At 58.3% G+C, this 20,840-nt stretch carries 24 protein-coding genes; 19 read left to right on the top strand and 5 right to left on the bottom strand.

The window, feature by feature from the left end; genetic code table 11:
• Positions 1-5: 5 nt before the first annotated feature.
• From sdaAA to RDQ42_RS00550, 8 genes are all read left to right on the top strand, one after another.
• On the top strand, positions 6-881 hold the full coding sequence (gene sdaAA, locus RDQ42_RS00585) for an L-serine ammonia-lyase, iron-sulfur-dependent, subunit alpha (RefSeq protein ID WP_195254284.1): 876 nt from the start codon (positions 6-8) through the stop codon (positions 879-881).
• Between the two features lie 80 nt (positions 882-961).
• Positions 962-2,017 (top strand): tRNA 2-thiouridine(34) synthase MnmA, encoded by a 1,056-nt coding sequence (mnmA, locus tag RDQ42_RS00580; protein WP_054331601.1) that lies wholly within the window; start codon positions 962-964, stop codon positions 2,015-2,017.
• 211 nt (positions 2,018-2,228) lie between these two features.
• Positions 2,229-3,050: a transporter substrate-binding domain-containing protein gene (locus RDQ42_RS00575; protein WP_054331602.1), complete on the top strand. Its 822-nt coding sequence runs from the start codon at positions 2,229-2,231 to the stop codon at positions 3,048-3,050.
• Positions 3,051-3,058: 8 nt separating this feature from the next.
• Complete coding sequence (locus tag RDQ42_RS00570; protein ID WP_054331603.1) at positions 3,059-3,724, top strand: amino acid ABC transporter permease; 666 nt, start codon at positions 3,059-3,061, stop codon at positions 3,722-3,724.
• 33 nt (positions 3,725-3,757) lie between these two features.
• Positions 3,758-4,501: an amino acid ABC transporter ATP-binding protein gene (locus tag RDQ42_RS00565; protein WP_071428130.1), complete on the top strand. Its 744-nt coding sequence runs from the start codon at positions 3,758-3,760 to the stop codon at positions 4,499-4,501.
• 134 nt (positions 4,502-4,635) lie between these two features.
• A complete protein-coding gene (locus tag RDQ42_RS00560; RefSeq protein WP_054331604.1) occupies positions 4,636-5,121 on the top strand; it encodes a GNAT family N-acetyltransferase in 486 nt (161 codons plus the stop codon).
• A 101-nt stretch (positions 5,122-5,222) separates the two neighbouring features.
• Complete coding sequence (locus RDQ42_RS00555) at positions 5,223-6,023, top strand: polysaccharide deacetylase family protein (RefSeq protein WP_231358240.1); 801 nt, start codon at positions 5,223-5,225, stop codon at positions 6,021-6,023.
• A gap of 75 nt (positions 6,024-6,098) precedes the next feature.
• A complete protein-coding gene (locus RDQ42_RS00550; protein WP_071428134.1) occupies positions 6,099-6,824 on the top strand; it encodes a glycerophosphodiester phosphodiesterase in 726 nt (241 codons plus the stop codon).
• Positions 6,825-6,877: 53 nt separating this feature from the next.
• Here RDQ42_RS00550 and RDQ42_RS00545 read toward each other — a convergent pair whose 3' ends face one another.
• Together RDQ42_RS00545 and RDQ42_RS00540 are read right to left on the bottom strand one after the other, a co-directional pair.
• Complete coding sequence (locus tag RDQ42_RS00545) at positions 6,878-7,483, bottom strand: lysine exporter LysO family protein (protein ID WP_054331606.1); 606 nt, start codon at positions 7,481-7,483, stop codon at positions 6,878-6,880.
• Positions 7,461-7,772: a LysO family transporter gene (locus RDQ42_RS00540; protein WP_054331607.1), complete on the bottom strand. Its 312-nt coding sequence runs from the start codon at positions 7,770-7,772 to the stop codon at positions 7,461-7,463. Before RDQ42_RS00540 ends, RDQ42_RS00545 begins: the two co-directional genes overlap by 23 nt.
• Positions 7,773-7,993: 221 nt before the next feature.
• On the opposite strand from RDQ42_RS00540, the gene sfsA reads away from it, so the two are divergent.
• Positions 7,994-8,689 carry a DNA/RNA nuclease SfsA gene (gene sfsA, locus RDQ42_RS00535; RefSeq protein WP_054331703.1) on the top strand — a complete coding sequence of 232 codons (696 nt, stop codon included), beginning with the start codon at positions 7,994-7,996 and terminating at the stop codon, positions 8,687-8,689.
• A 108-nt stretch (positions 8,690-8,797) separates the two neighbouring features.
• Here the strand turns inward: sfsA and RDQ42_RS00530 are convergent, their stop codons facing one another.
• Entirely contained in the window at positions 8,798-9,424 is a 627-nt protein-coding gene (locus RDQ42_RS00530; protein ID WP_054331608.1) for a hypothetical protein, read from the bottom strand.
• A gap of 171 nt (positions 9,425-9,595) precedes the next feature.
• Here RDQ42_RS00530 and RDQ42_RS00525 point away from each other — a divergent pair, with 171 nt between their 5' ends.
• The 4 genes from RDQ42_RS00525 to RDQ42_RS00510 all read left to right on the top strand — a co-directional run bounded on the left by RDQ42_RS00525 (position 9,596) and on the right by RDQ42_RS00510 (position 12,609).
• Positions 9,596-9,949 (top strand): DUF2752 domain-containing protein, encoded by a 354-nt coding sequence (locus RDQ42_RS00525; protein ID WP_308588142.1) that lies wholly within the window; start codon positions 9,596-9,598, stop codon positions 9,947-9,949.
• A 78-nt stretch (positions 9,950-10,027) separates the two neighbouring features.
• The gene (locus RDQ42_RS00520) at positions 10,028-10,798 is read left to right on the top strand and encodes an alpha/beta hydrolase family protein (protein WP_054331610.1); all 771 of its coding nucleotides are present in this window, start codon (positions 10,028-10,030) and stop codon (positions 10,796-10,798) included.
• A gap of 54 nt (positions 10,799-10,852) precedes the next feature.
• The gene (locus RDQ42_RS00515; protein ID WP_054331611.1) at positions 10,853-12,124 is read left to right on the top strand and encodes a replication-associated recombination protein A; all 1,272 of its coding nucleotides are present in this window, start codon (positions 10,853-10,855) and stop codon (positions 12,122-12,124) included.
• 11 nt (positions 12,125-12,135) lie between these two features.
• The gene (locus tag RDQ42_RS00510) at positions 12,136-12,609 is read left to right on the top strand and encodes a pyridoxamine 5'-phosphate oxidase family protein (RefSeq protein WP_308588062.1); all 474 of its coding nucleotides are present in this window, start codon (positions 12,136-12,138) and stop codon (positions 12,607-12,609) included.
• 46 nt (positions 12,610-12,655) lie between these two features.
• Here RDQ42_RS00510 and RDQ42_RS00505 read toward each other — a convergent pair whose 3' ends face one another.
• The gene (locus tag RDQ42_RS00505; protein WP_054331613.1) at positions 12,656-13,495 is read right to left on the bottom strand and encodes a GNAT family N-acetyltransferase; all 840 of its coding nucleotides are present in this window, start codon (positions 13,493-13,495) and stop codon (positions 12,656-12,658) included.
• Between the two features lie 227 nt (positions 13,496-13,722).
• Positions 13,723-14,649 (bottom strand): S1 RNA-binding domain-containing protein, encoded by a 927-nt coding sequence (locus tag RDQ42_RS00500; RefSeq protein WP_054331614.1) that lies wholly within the window; start codon positions 14,647-14,649, stop codon positions 13,723-13,725.
• Between the two features lie 670 nt (positions 14,650-15,319).
• Between RDQ42_RS00500 and RDQ42_RS00495 the strand changes: the two genes are divergently transcribed.
• The 6 genes from RDQ42_RS00495 to RDQ42_RS00470 all read left to right on the top strand — a co-directional run bounded on the left by RDQ42_RS00495 (position 15,320) and on the right by RDQ42_RS00470 (position 20,367).
• Complete coding sequence (locus RDQ42_RS00495) at positions 15,320-15,505, top strand: DUF951 domain-containing protein (protein ID WP_054331615.1); 186 nt, start codon at positions 15,320-15,322, stop codon at positions 15,503-15,505.
• 62 nt (positions 15,506-15,567) lie between these two features.
• Positions 15,568-16,647, top strand: a complete 1,080-nt coding sequence (prfA, locus tag RDQ42_RS00490; protein ID WP_054331616.1) for a peptide chain release factor 1 — start codon at positions 15,568-15,570, stop codon at positions 16,645-16,647.
• Positions 16,648-16,692: 45 nt separating this feature from the next.
• The gene (locus RDQ42_RS00485) at positions 16,693-17,721 is read left to right on the top strand and encodes an L-threonylcarbamoyladenylate synthase (RefSeq protein WP_231358244.1); all 1,029 of its coding nucleotides are present in this window, start codon (positions 16,693-16,695) and stop codon (positions 17,719-17,721) included.
• Positions 17,718-18,350, top strand: a complete 633-nt coding sequence (coaE, locus tag RDQ42_RS00480) for a dephospho-CoA kinase (protein ID WP_231358245.1) — start codon at positions 17,718-17,720, stop codon at positions 18,348-18,350. The genes RDQ42_RS00485 and coaE overlap by 4 nt, the downstream gene beginning before the upstream one ends.
• A gap of 14 nt (positions 18,351-18,364) precedes the next feature.
• A complete protein-coding gene (locus tag RDQ42_RS00475; RefSeq protein WP_231358246.1) occupies positions 18,365-18,946 on the top strand; it encodes a lytic transglycosylase domain-containing protein in 582 nt (193 codons plus the stop codon).
• Positions 18,947-18,963: 17 nt separating this feature from the next.
• Positions 18,964-20,367, top strand: a complete 1,404-nt coding sequence (locus RDQ42_RS00470; RefSeq protein WP_071428143.1) for an aminopeptidase — start codon at positions 18,964-18,966, stop codon at positions 20,365-20,367.
• Positions 20,368-20,840 lie beyond the last annotated feature (473 nt).

Here is a 20,840-nt window from a genome sequence, read left to right as displayed (position 1 = left end):
CGCCTGTGTATAATTTTGGATATGAGCTCCTGGCTGTGGCCAAGGAGAAAAATATGAGAATCAGCGAAGTCGTGCTGCTCAACGAGACCGAGCAGACCGGCCGCACCCCAGAGGAGGTCAAAAACCGCCTGTGGGATTATTATGAGGTCATGGTCAACTCCGCCACCTCTGCCATTGAACAGCCCCGGGACACCATGGGTATGATGATCAAAGGCGACGCCCAAAAGATGAACAAATACATGCTCTCCGGCAACACCATCTCCGGCGATTTTATGAATAAGATGATGGCCCGGGCCCTTTCCTGCTCTGAGGTCAACGCCTCCATGGGCCGCATCTGTGCCGCCCCAACCGCCGGCGCCTGCGGCATTCTGCCCGCAGTGACCATGACGGTAGCTGAGCGGTTCGGCAAATCCAGAGATGAGATCCTGGACGCTCTGCTGGTGGCTTCCGGCGTGGGCCAGATCATTGTCAAAAACGCCACCGTCGCCGGCGCGGAAGGCGGCTGCCAGGTGGAGTGCGGCTCCGCCGCGGCCATGGCCGCTGCCGCTTCGGTGGTCATGGCTGGGGGCAGCGACGAGCAGGCGCTCAACGCCTCTGCCATCGCCCTAAAAAATGTGCTGGGCCTGGTTTGTGACCCGGTAGCTGGCCTGGTGGAGGTCCCCTGTGCCAAGCGCAACGCCTCCCAGTCGGCCAATGCCATCTCCGCCGCGGAAATGTCCCTGGCGGGAATCAAGAGCAACATCCCCTTTGACGAGTGCGTCGAGGCGATGATGAAGGTGGGCCGCATGCTGCCCTGCCAGCTGCGGGAGACCGCCCAGGGCGGTTTGGCTGTCACCCCCACCGGCCGCAAGATCGACGAGCGTCTCCACCCCAAAAACTAGAAGAAATAGAAAAATTGGCCTGCTTGCCCTTTCCGGTTTCGGAGAGGGCAGCTTTTGGTTTTGCCCAAAGGAGGAAATGGATGGAAAAACGAGTATTGCTGGGGATGAGCGGCGGGGTGGACAGCTCCACCAGCCTGCTTTTGCTGCAGCAGCAGGGATACCAGGTGGAAGGGGCCACCTTCCGCCTGTGGAAGCCGGATGAGGAAAGCCGCGCCCAAGGGGAACGGGAGATCGAAAGCGCCCGGCAGCTCTGCGGGAAACTGGGGGTTCCCCACCACGTCATCGACTGGACACAGGAGTTCCAAACCCAGGTGGTGGACTATTTTGTGGGGGAATATCAAAAGGGCCGCACCCCCAACCCCTGCGTCATCTGCAACCGCACCATCAAATTTTCCGCCTTTTGGAATTGGGCCAAGGAGCGGGGGTTTGACTACATTGCCACCGGCCACTACGCCCGTATCGGCGAGGAAAAGGGCCGGTACTTCCTGCGCAAGGCCGCTTGTGAGAAGAAGGACCAGAGCTACTTCCTCTATGTGGCCAGCCAGGAACAGCTGGCCCACCTGCTGTTCCCCTTGGGGGAGTACAGCAAAGAGGAAGTGCGGGCTATGGCGGCCCAGCACCAGCTCTCGGTGGCCAAAAAGCCGGATAGCCAGGATGTCTGCTTTATCCCCGATGGGGAATACGGCAAATTTTTGGCTGCCTACACCGGGAAGAAGGCCCCCATCGGCCGGTTTGTGGACCAGGCGGGAAACCCTTTAGGGGAGCACCTGGGCCTCTGGAATTACACCATCGGCCAGCGCAAAGGGCTGGGGGTCACCTTTGGCAAACCCATGTTTGTGGAGAAGATCGACCCGGTGACCAGGGAGATCACCCTGGGGGACAACGATGCCCTGTTCCGGCGGGAACTGTGGGTGGAATCCCCTAACTGGATGGCCATTCCCGGGTTGGAGGCCCCGCGCCCGGCCCAAATCCGCATCCGGTCGGCCCACAAGGCCCAGCCTGGGATGCTGTACCCCCTGCCGGATGGCAGCGTCCGGGTGGAGTTCCAGGAACCCCAGCGGGCAATTACTGTGGGCCAGTCCGCCGTCTTTTATGAAGGGGAACGGGTGCTGGGCGGCGGCGTTATCCAGCGGTGAGGAATCTAGCAAAGAGGGGAAGCGATACGCTTCCCCTCTTTTTTTGTTGCATTTCATATAGAAATGTCAAATAAATCCGGGGTTTGCATTGAGATTATGAATTGGAAAAGAAATTTGACCCGTGGTATCCTGTTATAGAATTAAGTGGTTCCCGGCCCGCATCCGGTGGGGCTGGTGCTGCCATTTGACTGAAGAAAGGATGTTGACTTACATGAAAAAGAGATTGTTAGCCGCTGTTATGGTGGCAGTTACCCTGCTGTCCGGCTGCGGCGGAGGCGGAAATCCCTCCAGCAGTTCTTCCGAAACCCCTTCCAGCAGCTCCCAGGAGGAGGTCAAGGTAATTCGAGTCGGCATGGACGGCGAGACCCCCGGCTTCTCCTCCCTGGATGAAAACGGGGAAATGGTGGGCCTGGATGTGGACATCTGGAAGGAGATCGGCAAGCGTACCGGGTATGAGATCCAGTTTGAGCGGATGGAGTTCTCCTCCCTGTTCAGCCTGCTGGACGACGGCCGTTTGGACACCGTGGCCAACGAGATCTCGGTGACTGAGGAGCGGCAGAAGAGCTACAACTTCTCCGATCCCGCCTACTTTGACAGGATCACCTTCCTCTCCCGGGCGGATACGGAAATCAGCGATCCCAAAGACCTGGACGGCATGAGCATCGGCGTGGAGCCCGCTTCCTCCGACGTGGAAATCGTGGACGCGGTGGATGCGTCTTTGGGAATCACCCTCAACCGGGTGTACTACGACGGCTTCTCCATCCAGGATGTGGTGCTGGGCCGGATCGACATGTGGATCAAAGGGGAGACCGGCGCCCTCCAGGTTATCGAAGAGATGGGCAGCGATAAACTGAAAATCCTCTATAAAACCGATGTGGTCTTTGACTGCGCCTATCCCTTTGCCAAGACCGAAAAGGGCCAGGAGCTGATGGAGCTGACCAACAAGGCCCTCTCTGAGATGCGGGAGGACGGCACCTTGAAGGCCCTCTCGGAGAAGCACTTCGGCATTGACATCACCACCAAAGAAGCGTAAAGGAAACCATGAATCCAAACATTGAATACATCCTCCTGGTCTTCCGGGAGATGCTTCCGGCCCTGCCCCAAACCTTGTGGATCTGCCTTTTGTCCTTTGGTCTGTCGGTGGCCCTCGCCCTGTTTGTCACCGTTGTGGACTTTTTTCAGGTGCCAGTGCTGCGGCGGGTGTGCAACTTTTATGTCTCCTTTTTCCGGGGGACGCCGCTGGTGGCACAGCTCTTTTTGTTCTACTTTGGCCTCCCTTCCATCTGCCAGGTCTTTATGGCGATCACCAAAATGCAGGCGGTGGTGTTGGGGCTGGGGTTTAATGCAGGCGCCTATATGCGGGAGAGCTTCCGGGGAGCGATCCTCTCGGTGGACAAAGGCCAGCTGGAGGCCGCTTATTCCATCGGCATGAGCGACATGAAGGTGATGTGGCGGATCATCCTGCCCCAGGCGGTGGTGGTGGCCATCCCCTCCTTGGTCAACAACCTGGTGGACATCCTCAAGGGCTCTTCTTTGGCCTTTACCGTGGGGGTGATCGACATCACCGCCGCGGCCAAGCTGCGGGCTTCGGCCAACTTCAAGTATTTTCACGCCTATCTGGCGCTCATGTTCCTATATTGGGTGCTTGTCCTTGCCCTAGAGCGGGGACAGGCAGTGCTGGAAAAGAGGCTTGCCCGCAACCGGTAAAAGGGAAGCGGATGGACTGGGGGACTGTCAAACATGATATCCATTGAGAATATCCACAAGAAATTCGGCGACCTGGAGGTGCTCAAAGGCGTCAGCCTAGAGGTGAAGAAAGGCGAGGTCATCGCCATCATCGGCCCCTCCGGCACTGGAAAGTCCACCCTGCTGCGCTGCGTCAACTACTTGGAGCGGCCGGAGGAGGGGCGGATCACCATCGGGGATCTGTCGGTGGACGCCAAAACCGCCACTAAACAGGAGATTTTAAAGCTGCGCCAAAGAACTTCCATGGTCTTTCAAAGCTACAACTTGTTCAAGCACAAAACCGCCCTGGAAAATGTGATGGAGCCTCTGGTTGCGGCCAAGGGCATGAAAAAATCCCAGGCGGAGCCCATCGCCCGGGAGCTGATCGCCAAGGTTGGCCTTTTGGACAAGGCGGACCAATACCCTTCCAAATTGTCCGGCGGCCAGCAGCAGCGGATCGGCATCGCCCGGGCTATGGCGGTCCATCCCCAGCTGATGCTGTTCGACGAGCCCACCAGCGCCCTGGACCCGGAATTGGTGGGGGAGGTGCTCAAGGTCATCAAGGACCTGGCGGAGAACCACATGACCATGCTCATCGTCACCCATGAGATGAAATTTGCCCAGCAGGTCGCCGACCGGGTGATCTTTATGGATGGCGGGGGGATTGTGGAAGAGGGGCCGCCCCAGCAGATTTTTTCATCGCCCCGCAGCGAGCGCACCATCCGGTTTTTAAACATGGTGCGGCAGAAGGACCTGTAAGGGGAGAGCTAGGGCATTTGGAGGGACGATCCCCCCAGGCGGGGGATTCCACCTGCCGTTTGTCACTTCGCATGGCAGGGCGGAGTTTTTTCTGGAATTTGTGCCGGTGCGAAGCGGCGGAAAGAAGGATCGTTATGAACTGTGCCATCCGGCAGGTCACCGCGGCTGACGTGGATGCGGTGACTAGGTTGGAAGCCAAGTGCTTCCCGCCCCACGAGGCGCCGGGACGGGAGGTGTTCGCCCGCCGGATCGCCGCCTTTGGGGACAGCTTTTTTGTAGCGGAACAGGATGGGGAGATCCTGGGGATGATCAACGGCTGCGTCACCGACCAGCCCCGCATCCTGGACGCCATGTACCAGGATGAATCCCTCCACCGGCCAGAAGGCGCTTATCAGACGGTGTTTGGCCTGGCGGTGGACCCCGATTTCCGGCGTCAGGGAATCGCCTCCCAACTGATGCGGTATTTCATCCAACTGGCCAAAGAGAGGGGAAAGGCGGGCTTGGTGCTCACCTGTTCCTTGGACAAGATCCCTTTTTACGAGCGCTATGGCTATGAGAATGAAGGCTGTTTTAAAACCGATTCCGATGGGGACTGGTACCGCATGGTGCTGCGTTTCTAGAAAAAGCACAGGGCTTTCATAGGGGGCCCTGTGCTTTTTCGCTTCTTGGCAGGTCATATTGTCCCGGACTCCCCCATAGACTGGTACAAAAACCGGAGAAGGTGAAGGTTATTACAAAGAAAGTATGGATTCGCTACGCAGCAGCCCTCGCCCTTGCCGCCGCATTGTGGGGAAGCTTGGCTTGGCAGCGGCAGGCAGTGCTAACCGAGGCGCGGGAGAGCCACCCAAACTTGTATGTAGAACCCAGCAACTCGGTGAACACCATGGCGGAGAAAACGGTTTATCTCACCTATGACGATGGCCCCAGCAAAAACACGCCGCGCATTTTAGATGTGCTGAAAAAGCACGGTGTCAAGGCCACTTTTTTTGTTATCGGCAAGGAGGACGAGGAGTCCCTCGCCCTGTACCGGCGGATTGTGGAGGAGGGCCACACCATTGCGGTCCACACCTATTCCCACAAATACCACGAGATCTACCGGTCGGTAGACGCCTATCTGGAGGATTTTGAGAAGGTGGAAAACCTGATCTACAACACCACCGGGGTCCACCCGAAAATCTTCCGCTTCCCCGGGGGAAGCGTCAACTCCCTGGTGCCCTCCAAGCAGGTCCACAAGGATATCATCCGGGAGATCACCCGCCGGGGCTATGTGTTCTACGATTGGAATGTGGTCTCGGGGGATGACACTGCCACCGTCTACCCAGCCCAGACCCTGGCGGACAATGTGCTGAAAGCCGCCGGGAGGGTGAAAAGCCCGGTGGTGCTGTTCCACGACGCGCCCCTCTGCCGCACAACCCCCGACGCCACCGACATCGTCATCCAGCGGCTGCTGGAGCAGGGGTATGCCTTCGCCGCTCTGAGCGAGGACACCCAGCCCATCCAGTTTACCTCCACCGGCAATTGACATCGGGTGGACAGGGTGATACTATGGTGGTAACAACCCGTCCTGCGGGATTTTGAAAAATTGAGGTGCACAGGTATGACATTAAACATTGGGCACAGAGGCTTTAGCGGCTTGTATCCGGAAAACACTATGCTCTCCTTCCAAAAGGCGCTGGAAGCGGGGGTGGACGGCTTCGAATTCGACACCCATTTGACAAAAGACGGCGAGATCGTGGTCATCCACGATGAGAAAATCGACCGCACCACCAACGGCACCGGTTTTGTCAAGGATTACACCTATGAGGAACTAAAGCAGTTTGACGCTTCCTCGGTGTTCGCCGGCCAGTATGGCTTCAACTATATCCCCACCCTGCGGGAGTATTTTGAGCTGACCAAGGGCATGGACCTGATGACCAACATCGAGCTGAAAAACAGCATCATCTGGTACGACGGTATGGAGGAGAAGGTTATCGCCATGATCCGGGAATACGGGGTAGAGGAGCAGATCGTCCTTTCCTCTTTCAACCACTACTCCATTATGAAGTGCAAAAAACTGGCCCCTGAGCTGAAGTGCGGCTTCCTGGACAGCTCCTGGCTGGTCAACCCCGGCGAGTACACCAAATCCCGCGGGGTGGAATGCTATCACCCCAGCTTCCGCAGCCTGGATGAAGCCACAGTGGCGGAAGTCCACAGCCACGGTATCGAAATCAACACCTGGACGGTCAACGAGACCGAGGACATTCAAAGGATGTTTGACCTGGGAGTCCATTCGGTGATCACCAACTTCCCCGACCGGGTCAACGCAGTCAAACAGGGGAGATAAAGCCCTCTATCGAAAAAAGCCAGCTTCCTGGGAAGCTGGCTTTTCTTGTTGGATCAGTGGGGCAACAGCCTCCAGCACAGGTCGATGGCAATGGGCACCGCCGCGGAACACAGCACCCCGTTGAACACCGACAGGACCACCACCTCCTCGCTGGTGTGGCGGATCAGCATGGGCAGGGTGGTGTCCTCGCTGGTGGCGCCCGCCGGGGCGATGGCGGTAAAGTGGTTTAAATGTTTGGCGATGGGTGGAATGAGGGCAAAGGAGACAATCTCCCGCATCAAGTTGGCGAGGAAAGCCAGCGATCCCGCTTGGGCGGAGGAGAGGTCGGTGAGCAGCACTCCCGCTAAGCTGTACCAGCCCATGCCGCAGGCGATGGCCGTCCCCTCCCCCAGGGGATAGGAGAGAAGGAGGGAGGCGATCATCCCGCCTAGGATGGAGCCGGTGATCACCCCAAAAGGGATGAGCAGTATCTTTAGGTGGTATTCCCCCACCTTTTGAAAGACCAGCTTGTTGGTCCCCACGCTGATGCCCACAGCGAACATCAAAAGGTAGAGCACATAAGGGGAGAGCTGGGCAAAGAGGGCCACCACCTGGGGCGAGAAGATCCACCGGCCGCAGACAATCCCCAAAAAAAGGCTAACAATCGCCGCTAGAACCATGGCCATCCTCCTCTCCTATTGACTGCTTGGCGGCCAGGAACCTCTGGGTCAGGGGGTAGACCAGTGCCACCGACCCGGCAATGGGCAGCAGGCAGAAAAACAGGCTCTGTACCCCAAGGGTGGAGAGCTCCTCAAAAAATTGGGGCCGTGCTCCCAGGGATACCCCCATGGAGAAAATCAAAATCACGGTGCAAAGGAGCTGCAAATTGGCGTTGAAACGGTAAAGTTTTTGAGGGAACCATCTGGCGCCCAAAAGGACGCCGGCGCACATGACCAGTAGGATATCCAAAGGGGAAACCTCCTTGAAAAATGGTTGATTTGGCGGCGGCCAATGCCCGAGGCCCTAGCGGGAACTAGGCGCTTGCCCCACCCCTTAGCGGGGGCCGCCGGCCCGAAATCCAGCCGCAGGGACACTGTTGTTCATTGTACCGGGAGAAGGGGGGATTTGTCAAACCCCGTTGCCTTTTTGCCGGGGAAAAGGTACAATGGGCAGAGAAAGAAGGGGCAATCATGCATTACAAATTGGTTTATCCGGCGGTCTTTTTGGAGAGGCCCAACCGGTTTATCGCCCGGTGCCTGCTGGACGGCCAGGAGGTGCGGGCCCATGTGAAGAACACCGGCCGCTGCCGGGAACTTTTGCTGCCCGGCGCCACCGTCTATCTGGAAAAGGCCCAGAACCCCCAGCGCAAAACCGCTTATTCCCTTATCGCGGTGGAAAAAGGGGATCTGCTCATCAACATGGACTCCCAAGCGCCCAACGCTTTGGCAGAAGAGGCCATCCTCTCCGGCCGGGTGGCGCTGCCGGGGTTTCACGCCGGAGCCTTTGCCCTGCGCCGGGAGGTCACCCACGGGGATTCCAGGTTTGACCTCTACCTGGAAGAAGGGGAGCGCCGGGCATTTGTGGAGGTAAAAGGGGTAACCTTGGAGGAAGATGGTGTGGCTCTATTCCCTGATGCCCCCACCCAGCGGGGCATCAAACACCTGGAGGGGCTATCCCGCGCGGTGGGGGAGGGGTACGGGGCTGCCCTCCTGCTGGTGATCCAGTTCACCGGGGCAAAGGAGTTTTGCCCCAACGATAAGACCCATCCCCAGTTTGGGGAGGCCCTCCGGCGGGCGCAGGAGGCTGGGGTACAGCTGCTCTGTTATGAGTGTGCCGTCGCCCCCAGCCATGTGGAGGTCACCGCCCCGGTCCCCATCCGGCTGTAGTGCGGCTTTTCGGCACATCTGAGGGGTTGCACACATCGCTGAATCCGGAAATTTTGGGACAAAAAACGGGAACTCCGCCACAGGAGTTCCCGTTTTGCATCGCGTTTCTTAACCCAAGAGGGCAACGCCGCCATTGGCAGTTTTGAAATACACTTCAGGCTGCGCAGCCGGCGGGTTGGTGACAACCGTGGAGGATGCGGAGCTTGCAGCGTCGCCATCGCCTTCCGCAGGCTCATCCCCAGTTTCAGAGGAATCGCCCTCGGGGGTGGATTCCTCCCCATCCCCTTCATCGGATGTGCTGTCATCCAGGCTGTCCTCGGTTCCATCCCCATCGGGATTGTCCACTTCCCCGTTGACCCCAATGGAGGGATCGCCGGTGGGATCGACGGGCTTCTCCTTTTTGGGCAGGGCCAAAATTACGATCAGAACCATGGCCGCCGCTAAAACACCGATGTAGATGGTCCGCTCCTTTTTGTTGAGGACGCTGGGTTTGTTGGGATCGGGATACATGACCCGCCCCACCACCTGGCCGATGACCCAGCCCAAAAGGAGGGAACCTAAAATTACCGCCGCCGCAGTCACCGCCACCTGAAGCCACGAGGGCATTGTAGACATCAGGGTGCTGATCATTCCGCTTTCCTCACCGCCCATGCCGCCGCCTGACGAACCGCCCACATAACCGCCCCCAGCGTAGCCGCCGGCGACTACCATGCCTTTCACCAATAAACCGTTCATACGCAACCTCCGTCATTTCACATTCTCATCTATTGTAATCCCAAAGGGGTATATCAGCACGGAACACTCTTATTCTATAGCAAAACCTTCCAATTGTAAACTGCCCGATTTGCGCGCCGGCGGCAAAATTGCTATACTACAAGAAAATAGCATCCGAAAGGGGGGCTCACCATCCAATCCCATCGGTTTGACCAGCGGCATGGCTGGCTGTTTTTTGCAGCGGGTGCCCTGCTCATCCTCCTGCCAGGGGACTATAACTGCACCATCCGCCGCTTGACCGGTGTGCCCTGTCCGGGCTGTGGGATGACCCGGGCGGCCCTGTGCCTCTTGCGGCTGGACTTTGCCGGAGCATGGCGGCTGCAGCCCATGATTTACCTGTTGATCTTTTATATAGTGCTCCTTTCCCTGCGATCTATTGCAGGCCGCCCCATGAGAAATTGGCTGATTTTCTGCGGGGTGAGCTACTGCCTACTGGCTTTTTTCTTGTGGGGGTTCCGCTTTTTTGCGGGGACGCTGCCCTATTGATGGGATACCGCTGGATTTATTTGTCAAAACCAGGTATACTGAATACAACGATCGAGTGAAAAATGGGGGAATACAACAATGGCTATTTTTCGAGGGGAGATCCGCTCCCGCACCATGGAGATGGACACTGGTTTGGCGGTGATCCTGCCCTATGACAGCTTCCAGGAGATGCCGCCCGCCAAAACCCTGTACCTGCTCCACGGGTTGAAACAAAGCGCCGGCGCCTGGCTGAATATGAGTTCCATTGGCCGGTATGCCAAGGAGCATAACCTGGCGGTGGTGATGCCGGAGGTACAGCGCAGCTTTTACACCGATATGGAGATGGGCCTTGCCTATTTCACCTATGTGTCGGAAGAACTCCCAAAGCTCTGCCAAAAGCTCTTCCGCCTGAGCCCCAAAAGGGAGGACACCTTTGTGGCCGGCCTCTCTATGGGCGGCTATGGGGCGGCAAAATGCGCCCTGGCCCGGCCGGACGTCTTTTCCGCTTTTGGCTCCTTTTCCGGGGCGCTGGACATCGCCATGCTGAAGGAGGGGGCCAAATATGCCCCCCAGATGCTGCCGGAGATGCAGGCCGTCTTCGGGATGGATCTGGTGCTGAAAGAACAGGACGACCTGTTTGCCCTGGCACAGAAGGCCGCGGCCCTGCCCAAAGAGCTGCGCCCCCGGGCTTACATCACCTGCGGCAGCGACGACCATGGGGACTATATCATCGAACAGAACCGGAAGTTCCGGGATCACCTGTCCGCCCTGCCGCTGGAACTGCGGTATGAGGAGTTCCCCGGGGGCCACGAATGGCCGCTGTGGGACAAGTCGGTGGAGCGGGCCATCCCCTTCTTCCTGGGGGAGTAGGGGACATTGATGGAATACCAAAGACCTGAATTTTCTAGGAAAGGGGGAGGGCCTATGGAATCCCCATTGGCAGACCGCCTGCGCCCCACCACCTTGGATGAAGTGGTTGGCCAAAGGCACCTGCTGGCGCCCGGCCGGGTGCTGCGCAACATCGTGGACAGTGGCAACCTGCCCAATATGATCTTTTATGGCCCTTCGGGAGTGGGCAAGACCACCGTCGCCCGAATCATCGCCGAAAAAGCGGGCAAGCGCCTGCACAAGCTCAACGGGACCACCGCTTCCACCGCGGACATCAAAGGGGTGGTGGAGGAATTGGACACCTTCGCCGGCCGCAACGGGGTGGTGCTCTACCTGGACGAGATCCAGTACCTCAACAAAAAACAGCAGCAGACCCTTCTCGAGTTCATCGAAAACGGGTCGATCACCCTCATTGCCTCCACCACTGAGAACCCTTATTTCTATGTGTACAACGCCATCCTGAGCCGCTCCACCGTCTTTGAATTCCAGCCGGTGGAGCCCCAAGAGGTGGAAAAAGCGGTGGGCCGGGCTTTCCGCCTGGCGGGGGAGATCTACGGCGCCGGCATCCGGCGGGAAGAAGGGGTGGAGAAACACATCGCCTTGGCCTGCGGCGGGGATGTGCGCAAGGCCATCAACGCGGTGGAAATCCTCTCCCTCTCCGCCTTGCGGGGGAAGGAGGAGCCGGTAGTCACTTTAGAGGAGGCCCAGGAGGTATCCCAGCGGTCCTCCATGCGGTACGACCGGGATGGGGATGTCCACTATAATATCCTATCGGCGTTCCAGAAATCCATCCGCGGGTCGGATGAAAACGCCGCCCTCCATTACCTGGCCCGTCTGCTGACCGCCGGGGATCTTTTGTCCCCCTGCCGCCGGCTTTTGGTCACTGCCGCTGAGGACATCGGCTTGGCCTATCCCCAGGCCATCCCCATTGTGAAGGCTTGTGTGGACAGCGCCCTCCAGCTGGGCCTTCCGGAGGCCCGCATCCCCTTGGCGGACGCGGTGATCCTTTTGTGCACCGCGCCCAAGTCCAACTCGGGCATCTTGGCCATTGACGCCGCCCTAAAGGATGTGAAAGACGGCAAATACGGCGATGTGCCCGATTCCCTGAAGGATGGCCACTACGGCGGGGCCAAAAAGATGGGGCACGCCATCGGCTACCAGTATGCCCATGACTTCCCGGGCCACTATGTGGTGCAGCAGTACCTGCCCGATGCCATCAAGGATCGGGAGTACTACCGGTTTGGAGACAATAAAACCGAACAGGCGGCCCTTGCTTACCGCCAAAAAATCCGGTCGATGGACCGGTAGAGGAGGAGCCTATGCAGCACAAGATGAGAGAAAACCCCCTCGCCCCCGAAGGGGTGAACCGGCTGTTGGAGAGGGCTATGGTAGGGCGGGTCTCCACCAACGGATCGGACGGCTACCCTTATACGGTGGTGGTTCACTTTGTGTACCGGGAAGGGGCTGTCTACTTCCACGGCCTGCCAAAGGGGGAGAAGCTCTGCAACATCGCCCGGGACCCCAAGGTCTGCTTTGAAGTGGATGAACTGCTGGGCATCCGCAAGGAGGGGGTCACTGTCCCCTGCAAAGTGGGCTCCGGCTATGAGAGCGCCGTGTTGCGGGGGAGGGCTTCCCTGGTTGACGACCCGGGGGAAAAGGAGGACATCCTGCGGGCCATCACAGCCAAATACGCCCCGGAGCTTGGGGAGGCACCCATCCTTCCCCAGGCAGCAGCGGGCACTGCTGTGGTGAAAATCCAGGTGGAATCCTGCACCGGGAAATACCATACATAAGAAAAAACGCCTTTGCAACTGGTTGCAAAGGCGTTTTTGATGGGATCTAGCGGTACATCCCCATGGAGATAAAGTCGCTGGGGGCAGTTTCAAACCCCAGGGAGGCCAGCTTTTCCTCCAGCACTTGGTTGTCATAGGGGAACATCACCGTCAGCTGGGGAATGCCCCGTTCCCTGGCGATGGTTTTAGCAGCGGCGATGCAGCGGTCCACATCCCCCTCCACCAGCGCCACATGGAGGGCCTTTTTGTGTTGAAAGCGGGTGCCTGCCACCAGGATGGAGCCGGAAGCTTCCTCCCGGTAGACCTTGCCCTCATAGGCGAGGCCCCGGTATAAGGGCTCATTCATGGCGTAGAAAGTCCGGTTGAAGCAGAGGAACCCTCTCCAGGCGTCTGCCAAAGGGGCCAGCAGCCGGCAGGCGGTATCCTGGCCCACCCGGTGGAACCTGGTCTCCAAAATCGGGGAGTCGTCCAGCCGAAGGGTCATCTCCCGGCAGGTGCAGTGGATGGTGAAACCATGCCGCCGGGCAAGGCCGGCGCTCACTGCGTTTTTTACCCCGGTGTACATCCGAAGAGCGGGGGCGTTCAGTTCCGCTGCTTCCTCCAAGTACCGGCGATAGATGGCTTTGCCCACCCCGTTGCCCTGGTAGGCGGGATCGACCCGCAGGGTCTCCAGCCAGGCGGAGCCATCGTACAGAAGGGTCAGTTTGCCGATGCCTACAATTTTGCCGTCCACCTCTGCAACGGTCAGGTCGCCCACGGTGCCATTGAAGTAGAGGTCGGCCACGTCGGCCAGGTAGTGGTTTGCCTTCATGGCGGCGTGCTCCACTTCCAAGCAGGCGGGGAGGTCTGCCCAGGTGGCGGGCCGGGTCACAATGCTGTCATACATGAGGTTCAAACGCTCCTTTTCCCGCGCTGTATTATTTTAGGATAAACTGCCACGCCCCAACTGCGCGGAAGAAGGAGCGGTTTGGGGAGCCCTGTTTGCCGCGGAACCAGGGCGGCAAGAGTCCGAATGCCGGAGAAACTGCGCAAAACACGCAGAAAAATCCCCCCTGTAAGCTGCTTAACTAAACCGTAGCACAAACAGGAGGGACTTGTCAATTGGAAAAAGGATTAGTCGAACCGGCTTTCCAACAGCCGTTCTGAGGAATCGGGGGAATACTGCCACCGGCTGATGTGGCCGCCTTCGATGAAATACCGCGGGGGCTGGATGCGGTAGGCGGCGTCAAAGGAATCCACAATGATGAGTTTGACCTTCATCTTTTCGGGGATCAGGCTTTTTATGTAGACACTGGCGTGCTGGCCGGGAAAGACGTTCTCCTTGGGTTCGGCAAGGCCCGCCAAGTTGGGGGAGAGTTCCACAAAGATGCCATAACTCTCCACCGAGCGGACGATGCCAGCCACCGTCTCCCCAGCACAGAAGAGGGCGGCGTTCTCTTCCCAGGTGCCCAGCAGCTCTTTATGGGAGAGGGAGATCCTCCCCCCGGGCTCCACCTGGCGCACCACCGCCCGGATGTCCTGCCCCACATGGAACCGGTCCCGGGGATGGGAGATGCGGGAGACCGAAATGGAGTCGATGGGGATGAGGGAGCTGATGCCGCATCCCACGTCTACAAAACAGCCGAAAGGCTCCAGGTGGGTGACCCGTGCGTCGATGATGTCCCCAGGGCGCAGCTGGGTCAGATACTCCTCCATACAGGCTTTCTGCACCAGGCGGCGGGAGAGGATGGGCCGCGGCGCACCGTCCCCCTGCCGGTCGATGGCGATAACCTGGAAGGCCACCGGCTTGTTCACCCGGGAGATGATGGCGATGTCCCGGGTGGAGCCGTCCTCAATGCCCAGGGCGCCCTCCTCCCGGGGGATGATGCCCCGGGTACAGCCCAGATCCACATATAAATTGTGGGCGGAATCGCAGACCACAGCCCGGCCCTCCAGGCAGCGGCCTTCCCGCATGGCTTCTTCCAGGGCGGATATGCTTTTTAGATAGGCGCAGTTTTCCGGGGTGTCGATCAAAAGGCCCTCCGGCCGATAGGTTGTCATTTCAAATACCTCCTCTTTTGGGATACCATCCTCGGCCGGTGTTCGGCCTTTTTGGAACCGTTACCATGTATATTCACCGGGGGGATGGCTCATGCATTTTTCTTTTTGGGGTTTTGTTCCTCAAGATTTCATTTTGCAAGTGGTCTAGCAGGGCGCCTGGCACCCATGCATCCCGCGCTCCCTTTTTTTGTGTGAAAAAGGGGAGGGAGAAAGCGCATTTAAGAGGGGCCGAACTATTCGCGGTGCAGTTGAAGTCAGTGCGGTCAGCGTCAGCTAACTATGCCCCCTCAAAACTCCCACTGCTCCTGGGTGGGGCTATTTCCCCCAACTGTTTTTCAGATTAAGCTGCCCTATGTAGAGGGGGATTTTTAAGGGGGAATAGGCTTGCACCGTGTCGCGAGGGTTGCCTATTCCCCCTTAAATGTGCTTTTCGTCAAGGGTTTTTCACATAAAAACCCTTGCACGGGGGTGTGGGGGCGTGCAGCGCCCCATAAATCCAGTTCTAAGATGGAATCTTGAATAAGGGCCGGAGGTTCAAGGGGCCGGCACAAGGCCCCTCGTCCCTAAAAGTACGGGGGCTGAAAGCCCCAAGGATAAAAACAAAAAAGCGATTGCCAGGCTGGTGGGCCCTGTGGTAGAATAAGGGATGAATACAAAGGAGCTGATGGGGATGGATGTGCGCGTTGGGGATATTCTAGTGATGAAAAAACAGCACCCATGCGGTGAGAACACATTTTTGGTACTGCGCTCTGGCATGGATTTTCGCATCCGCTGCACCGGCTGCGGGAGAGAAGTTATGGTCCCCCGGGCCAAAGCGGAAAAGAACATCAAATCCATCATCCGCAAGGACGGTTAGCGCGCTGCGAGCCAGACCAGTGCTTTTTTGAAATAGAACCAGGACAACACAAGGAGAATTGTATGTTTGAGAAATTAAAGTTGACCGAAGAGCGTTACGAGGAGATTAACCAGCAGTTGGCCGACCCCAGTGTGGTCAGCGATAACGAACGGTTTAAATCCTTGATGAAGGAGCATAAAACCCTGACCCCCATTGTGGAAAAATACCGGGAGTACGCCAAATACCAGCAGGACTTTGAAGAAGCCAAGGAGATGCTGAATGACGGCGGCCTGGATAAGGACTTCAAAGAGATGGTGGAGGAGCAGTACAAATCCAGCCAGGAGTCTATTGAACGGTGCAGCGAAGAGCTGAAAATCCTCCTGCTGCCCAAGGACCCCAACGACGACAAGAACGTCATTGTGGAGATCCGGGGCGGCGCCGGCGGCGATGAGGCCGCCCTGTTTGCCAACTCCCTGTATCGGATGTACTCCATGTACGCCGAATCCAAGCGGTGGAAGACCGAGGTCCTTAACGCCAACCCCACCGAGTTGGGCGGCTTTAAGGAGATCAGCTTCTCCATCAGCGGCGAGGGGGCCTACTCCCGCCTGAAGTTTGAAAGCGGCGTCCACCGGGTCCAGCGGGTCCCTGAGACCGAGACCCAGGGCCGCGTCCACACCTCCACCGTCACGGTGGCGGTGCTCCCCGAAGTGGAGGATGTGGAGGTGGAGATCAACCCCGGCGACCTGCAGATCGATACCTACCGGGCCAGCGGCGCCGGCGGGCAGCACGTCAACAAGACCGAGTCCGCCATCCGCATCACCTACCTGCCCACCGGCCTGGTGGTGGAGTGCCAGGACGAGCGCAGCCAGTTCAAAAACAAGGACAAGGCCATGAAAATCCTGCGCTCCCGGCTGTATGAGGAAAAACTGCGGGAACAGAACGACAAAATCGCCTCGGAGCGCAAGCTTCAGGTGGGAACCGGCGACCGCTCCGAGCGGATCCGCACCTACAACTACCCCCAGAGCCGGGTCACCGACCACCGCATCGGCTTGACTCTGTATAAGCTGGAGCAGGTGCTCAACGGCGACCTGGATGAATTGACCGACGCCCTGATCACCTTTGACCAGGCGGAAAAACTGCAGGCACAGGGGGAGAATTACTAAATCCCCTTGCCGCTCCACCACAATTGTGACAGGAGATGTACCACGGTGGACACCAAACTTTTTGTTGTACAGGATATCGAGAAAGACGCGCCCCTTCTTCAGGAGGCGGCGGATATTTTAAAGAGGGGAGGCCTGGTGGCCATCCCCACCGAAACGGTTTACGGCCTGGCGGCAGATGCCCTCAACCCGGAGGCGGTGAAGAAGATTTTTGCCGCCAAAGGCCGCCCGGCGGACAACCCCCTCATCGTCCACATCGCGGAGTTTGAGGAGATCTACGGCCTGGCCTCCCAGGTGCCGGAATCGGCCAAGATTCTGGCCGAGCGGTTCTGGCCCGGCCCTCTCACCATGATCGTCCCCAAAGGGGAGAGCATCCCGGATATCACCTCGGCTGGGCTTCCCACCGTGGCCATCCGGATGCCATCCCACCCCATCGCCCGGGAGATCATCCGGAGGTCCTGCCCCTTGGCAGCGCCGTCGGCCAATCTGTCTGGCAGCCCCAGCACTACCACCGCCCAGCATTGTATCCACGACCTGGGCGGCCGGGTGGATGCCATCGTGGACGGTGGGGAATGCCGGTTCGGGGTGGAATCCACCGTCATCACTTTGGCGGGGAAGAAGCCCCGGCTGCTGCGGCCCGGCGCCATCACCTTAGAAGAGCTGCGGGATGCCTTGGGGGAAGTGGAGATGGACAAAGCGGTTCTCTCCCAGATTGACCCGGGGGAACGGGTATCCTCCCCTGGCATGAAGTACAAACACTATGCCCCCAAGGCCAAAGTGGTCATCGTGGATGGGGACAGCGAGAGCTTCCTTCGGTTTTTGAACGAGCAGACCGGCGAAGGGATTTTTGGCTTGGTCTTCTCCGGCGAGGAGGAGAGGGCAAACAAGCCCTGCGTGGTTTACGGCGAGAACGATGAAGACGTCACCCAGGCCCACCGGCTGTTCGCCGCCCTGCGGGAACTGGACGAGCGGGGGGCAAAACTGGTCTATGCCCGCTGCCCCCACAAGGAAGGGGTGGGCCTGGCGGTTTACAACCGGCTGCTGCGGGCGGCGGCCTTTGAGGAGATCACACTATGAGCAAGACTACGGTATTGGGCTTAACCGGCCAGACCGGCGCGGGCAAAAGCACTGTCTCCGCCATTTTCTCCGAGCGGAAAATCCCTGTTGTGGACGCCGACCAGGTGGCCAGGGATGTGGTGGATAACGGCAAGCAGTGCCTGGCCGATCTGTGTTTGGCCTTCACCATTGACATATTAAACGGGGACGGCACCTTGAACCGGCAGAAGTTTGCCGACCTTGTGTTTGGCGACAAAGCCAAGCTGAAAAAACTCAATTCGATTATTTTCCCCTACATTATCGAGGAGATTGGGGATACAATAAAACAATACCGCGAGGCCGGGGAGCCTTTGGTGGTACTGGATGCCCCCACCCTGTTCGAAAGCGGGGCGGACCGGTTCTGTGATCTGGTGGTCTCGGTGATCGCGCCGGAGAATGAGCGCCTCAACCGGATCATCGTCCGGGATAGGATCAGCGACACCCAGGCCAGAACGCGGATGAAAGCCCAGCACAACGATGCGTTTTACACCTCCCGCTCCAAGTATGTCATCGTCAACGACGGGGACTTGGACACTTTGCGGGAAAAGACGCTGGATGTACTGGATCATGTCCGGGTGGATGGCATCGACCTCCACCCGGCCGAGGAATAACCGGAGGAATGCCCATGAACCACCGTACAGGGGGGAAGCTGTCCCTGGCGCTGTTGACGGTTTGCACCCTTCTCCTGTTGGGGGCGATGGCCCAGGCGTTGGGTTTTTACCACCGGATGGCCTATCCCTTGGAGTACCAGGCCCTGATTGAGGCCGCCGCGGCCCAATACGACCTGCCGCCGGAACTCCTCTACGCGGTGACCCGCACCGAGAGCAGCTTCAACCCCCAAGTGGAATCCAGCGTGGGAGCCCGGGGGCTGATGCAGATCACCCGGGACACCGCCGATTGGGCAGAGTTCCGCAAGGGGACCGGCCAGGATTTGGACGTTGCCTATGACCGGCTGTTTGAGCCGGAGGCCAATATCCAATGCGGCGCCTTTATCCTGCGCCTATTGATTGACGAATTCGGGACGGTGGACAACGCTCTGGCCGCCTACCATGCAGGCTGGGGAAATGTCAAAAAGTGGCTGGCCGACGAGGAGCACTCCTCCGACGGGGTCAACCTGTCAAGTATCCCCTTTGGGGACACCGCCCGCTATGTAAAAAAGGTCAATGAGACCTCCCGCATCTACCGGGAGCTGTACCAATTTGAATAGAAAGGATGGGCCCTGTTATGAGCGAAGAGAAAACCCGGGGCGAACTGCTGAAAAAGGAACTGTTTTTGGAGAGAAAACACGCCGGTGAGCAGTTTTCCGAGAAACAGATGGAGCTGGCCGACCAGTTCTGCGAGGACTACAAAACCTTTTTGGATGAGAGCAAAACCGAGCGGGAAGCGGTGGCCTCTGCCGTCGCCATCCTGGAAAAAGAGGGGTACACCCCCTTTGACCCCAGCCGCAAGTATGAGGCGGGGGAGAAGCTCTATTACAACAACCGGGGCAAAGCCCTGATTTTTGCCACCATGGGCCGCAAGCCCTTGGCCGAAGGGGTCAAGATCCTGGTGAGCCACATCGACTCCCCCCGCCTGGATTTAAAACCCAACCCCCTCTATGAGGACAAGGAGATCGCCCTCTTTAAAACCCATTACTACGGCGGCATCAAAAAATACCAGTGGACCGCTATCCCCCTGGCCCTCCACGGGGTGATCGCCCTAAAAAATGGGGAGACTATCATAGTGAAGATCGGCGACAACGAGGAGGAGCCGGTGTTCTGTGTCACCGACCTGCTCCCCCATCTGAGCAAGGACCAGAACTCCCGCCCCCTCAAAGACGGCATCAAAGGGGAGGAGCTCAACGTGCTGGTGGGCTCCCTGCCTTTCAAAGACGACAAGGTCAGCCAGAAGGTGAAGTTGAACATCCTCAATCTGCTCCATGAGAAGTACGGCATTGTGGAGGAGGACTTCCTCTCCGCCGACCTGACTATGGTCCCCTCTTTCCGCGCCCGTGATATCGGCTTTGACCGCAGCATGATTGGCGCATATGGCCACGATGACAAGGTTTGCGCCTACACCTCTATGCGGGCGGCCCTGGAGGTCCAAGACCCCGCTTACACAGTGGTCACCGTCTTCGCCGACCGGGAGGAGATCGGCTCCATGGGCAACACCGGCCTCAACTCCGATTTTGTCCGCTTCTTCATCGAGGATTTGGCTGCGCCCCACGGCATCGCCGGGCGGACGGTGCTCTCCCGCTCCAAATGCCTCTCCGCCGATGTCAATGCGGCCTTTGACCCCACCTTCCCCGATGCAGTGGAGAAGAACAACATCGCTTACATGAACCACGGGGTGGTAATCACCAAATACACTGGCGCTGGCGGAAAATCCGGCACCAGTGAAGCCCCCGCCGAGTTTATGGCGGAGGTCCGCAAGGCTTTGGATGACGCCGGAGTGGTCTGGCAGACCGGCGAGCTGGGCAAGGTGGACCAGGGCGGCGGCGGCACCGTGGCCCAATATGTGGCCCATATGAATGTGGAAGTGGTGGATGTGGGCGTCCCCATGCTGTCGATGCACGCCCCCTTTGAACTGGTGGCCAAAACCGATGTGTATGAAACCTACCGGGCGTTTCTGGCCTACATCAGCTTATAAACCCGATAAAAAGCGCTGGGATGTTGTATTCCCGGCGCTTTTTTGCTGGGCTGCGGTAAAAACTGAAATATTTGGCTGTCAAGGTGCGCATGAATGGGGAGGTCTCGTCCCATCCTTAGCATAGGGGGGAGACTCCGTCTTTTCCGGTACAAAAAAACGGAGGCCGAAGCCTCCGTTTCAGATGATAACTGATTGTCTCCAGCAAAGGGAATCCCCGGCCAGTTTTGTCCGCCGAAATTACATAAAAAGGCGCCATTTCAAGGATACTCAAGGCGTTTCGCATGGGAGAAGGGAATGGGGAACCTCCCAAAAGGGGGAGGGAAGCGGGCCGGGCAATGGGGGAATTCCCCGTGCGGGTGTTTGGGCAACCCTACAAAAATGCAACGGGAAATGGAAATTTCAGTTAGATGCACAAAAATGCGAAAAAAAATACACCGTTTCCTACAAAAAAGTAGTTGACAGATGCACTTTAG

This window comes from uncultured Merdimmobilis sp. (genome assembly GCF_902471145.1).
In the GTDB taxonomy this organism is placed as follows: Bacteria; Bacillota; Clostridia; order Oscillospirales; family Ruminococcaceae; genus Merdimmobilis; species Merdimmobilis hominis.
This window is presented reverse-complemented; position numbering and strand designations above follow the sequence as displayed.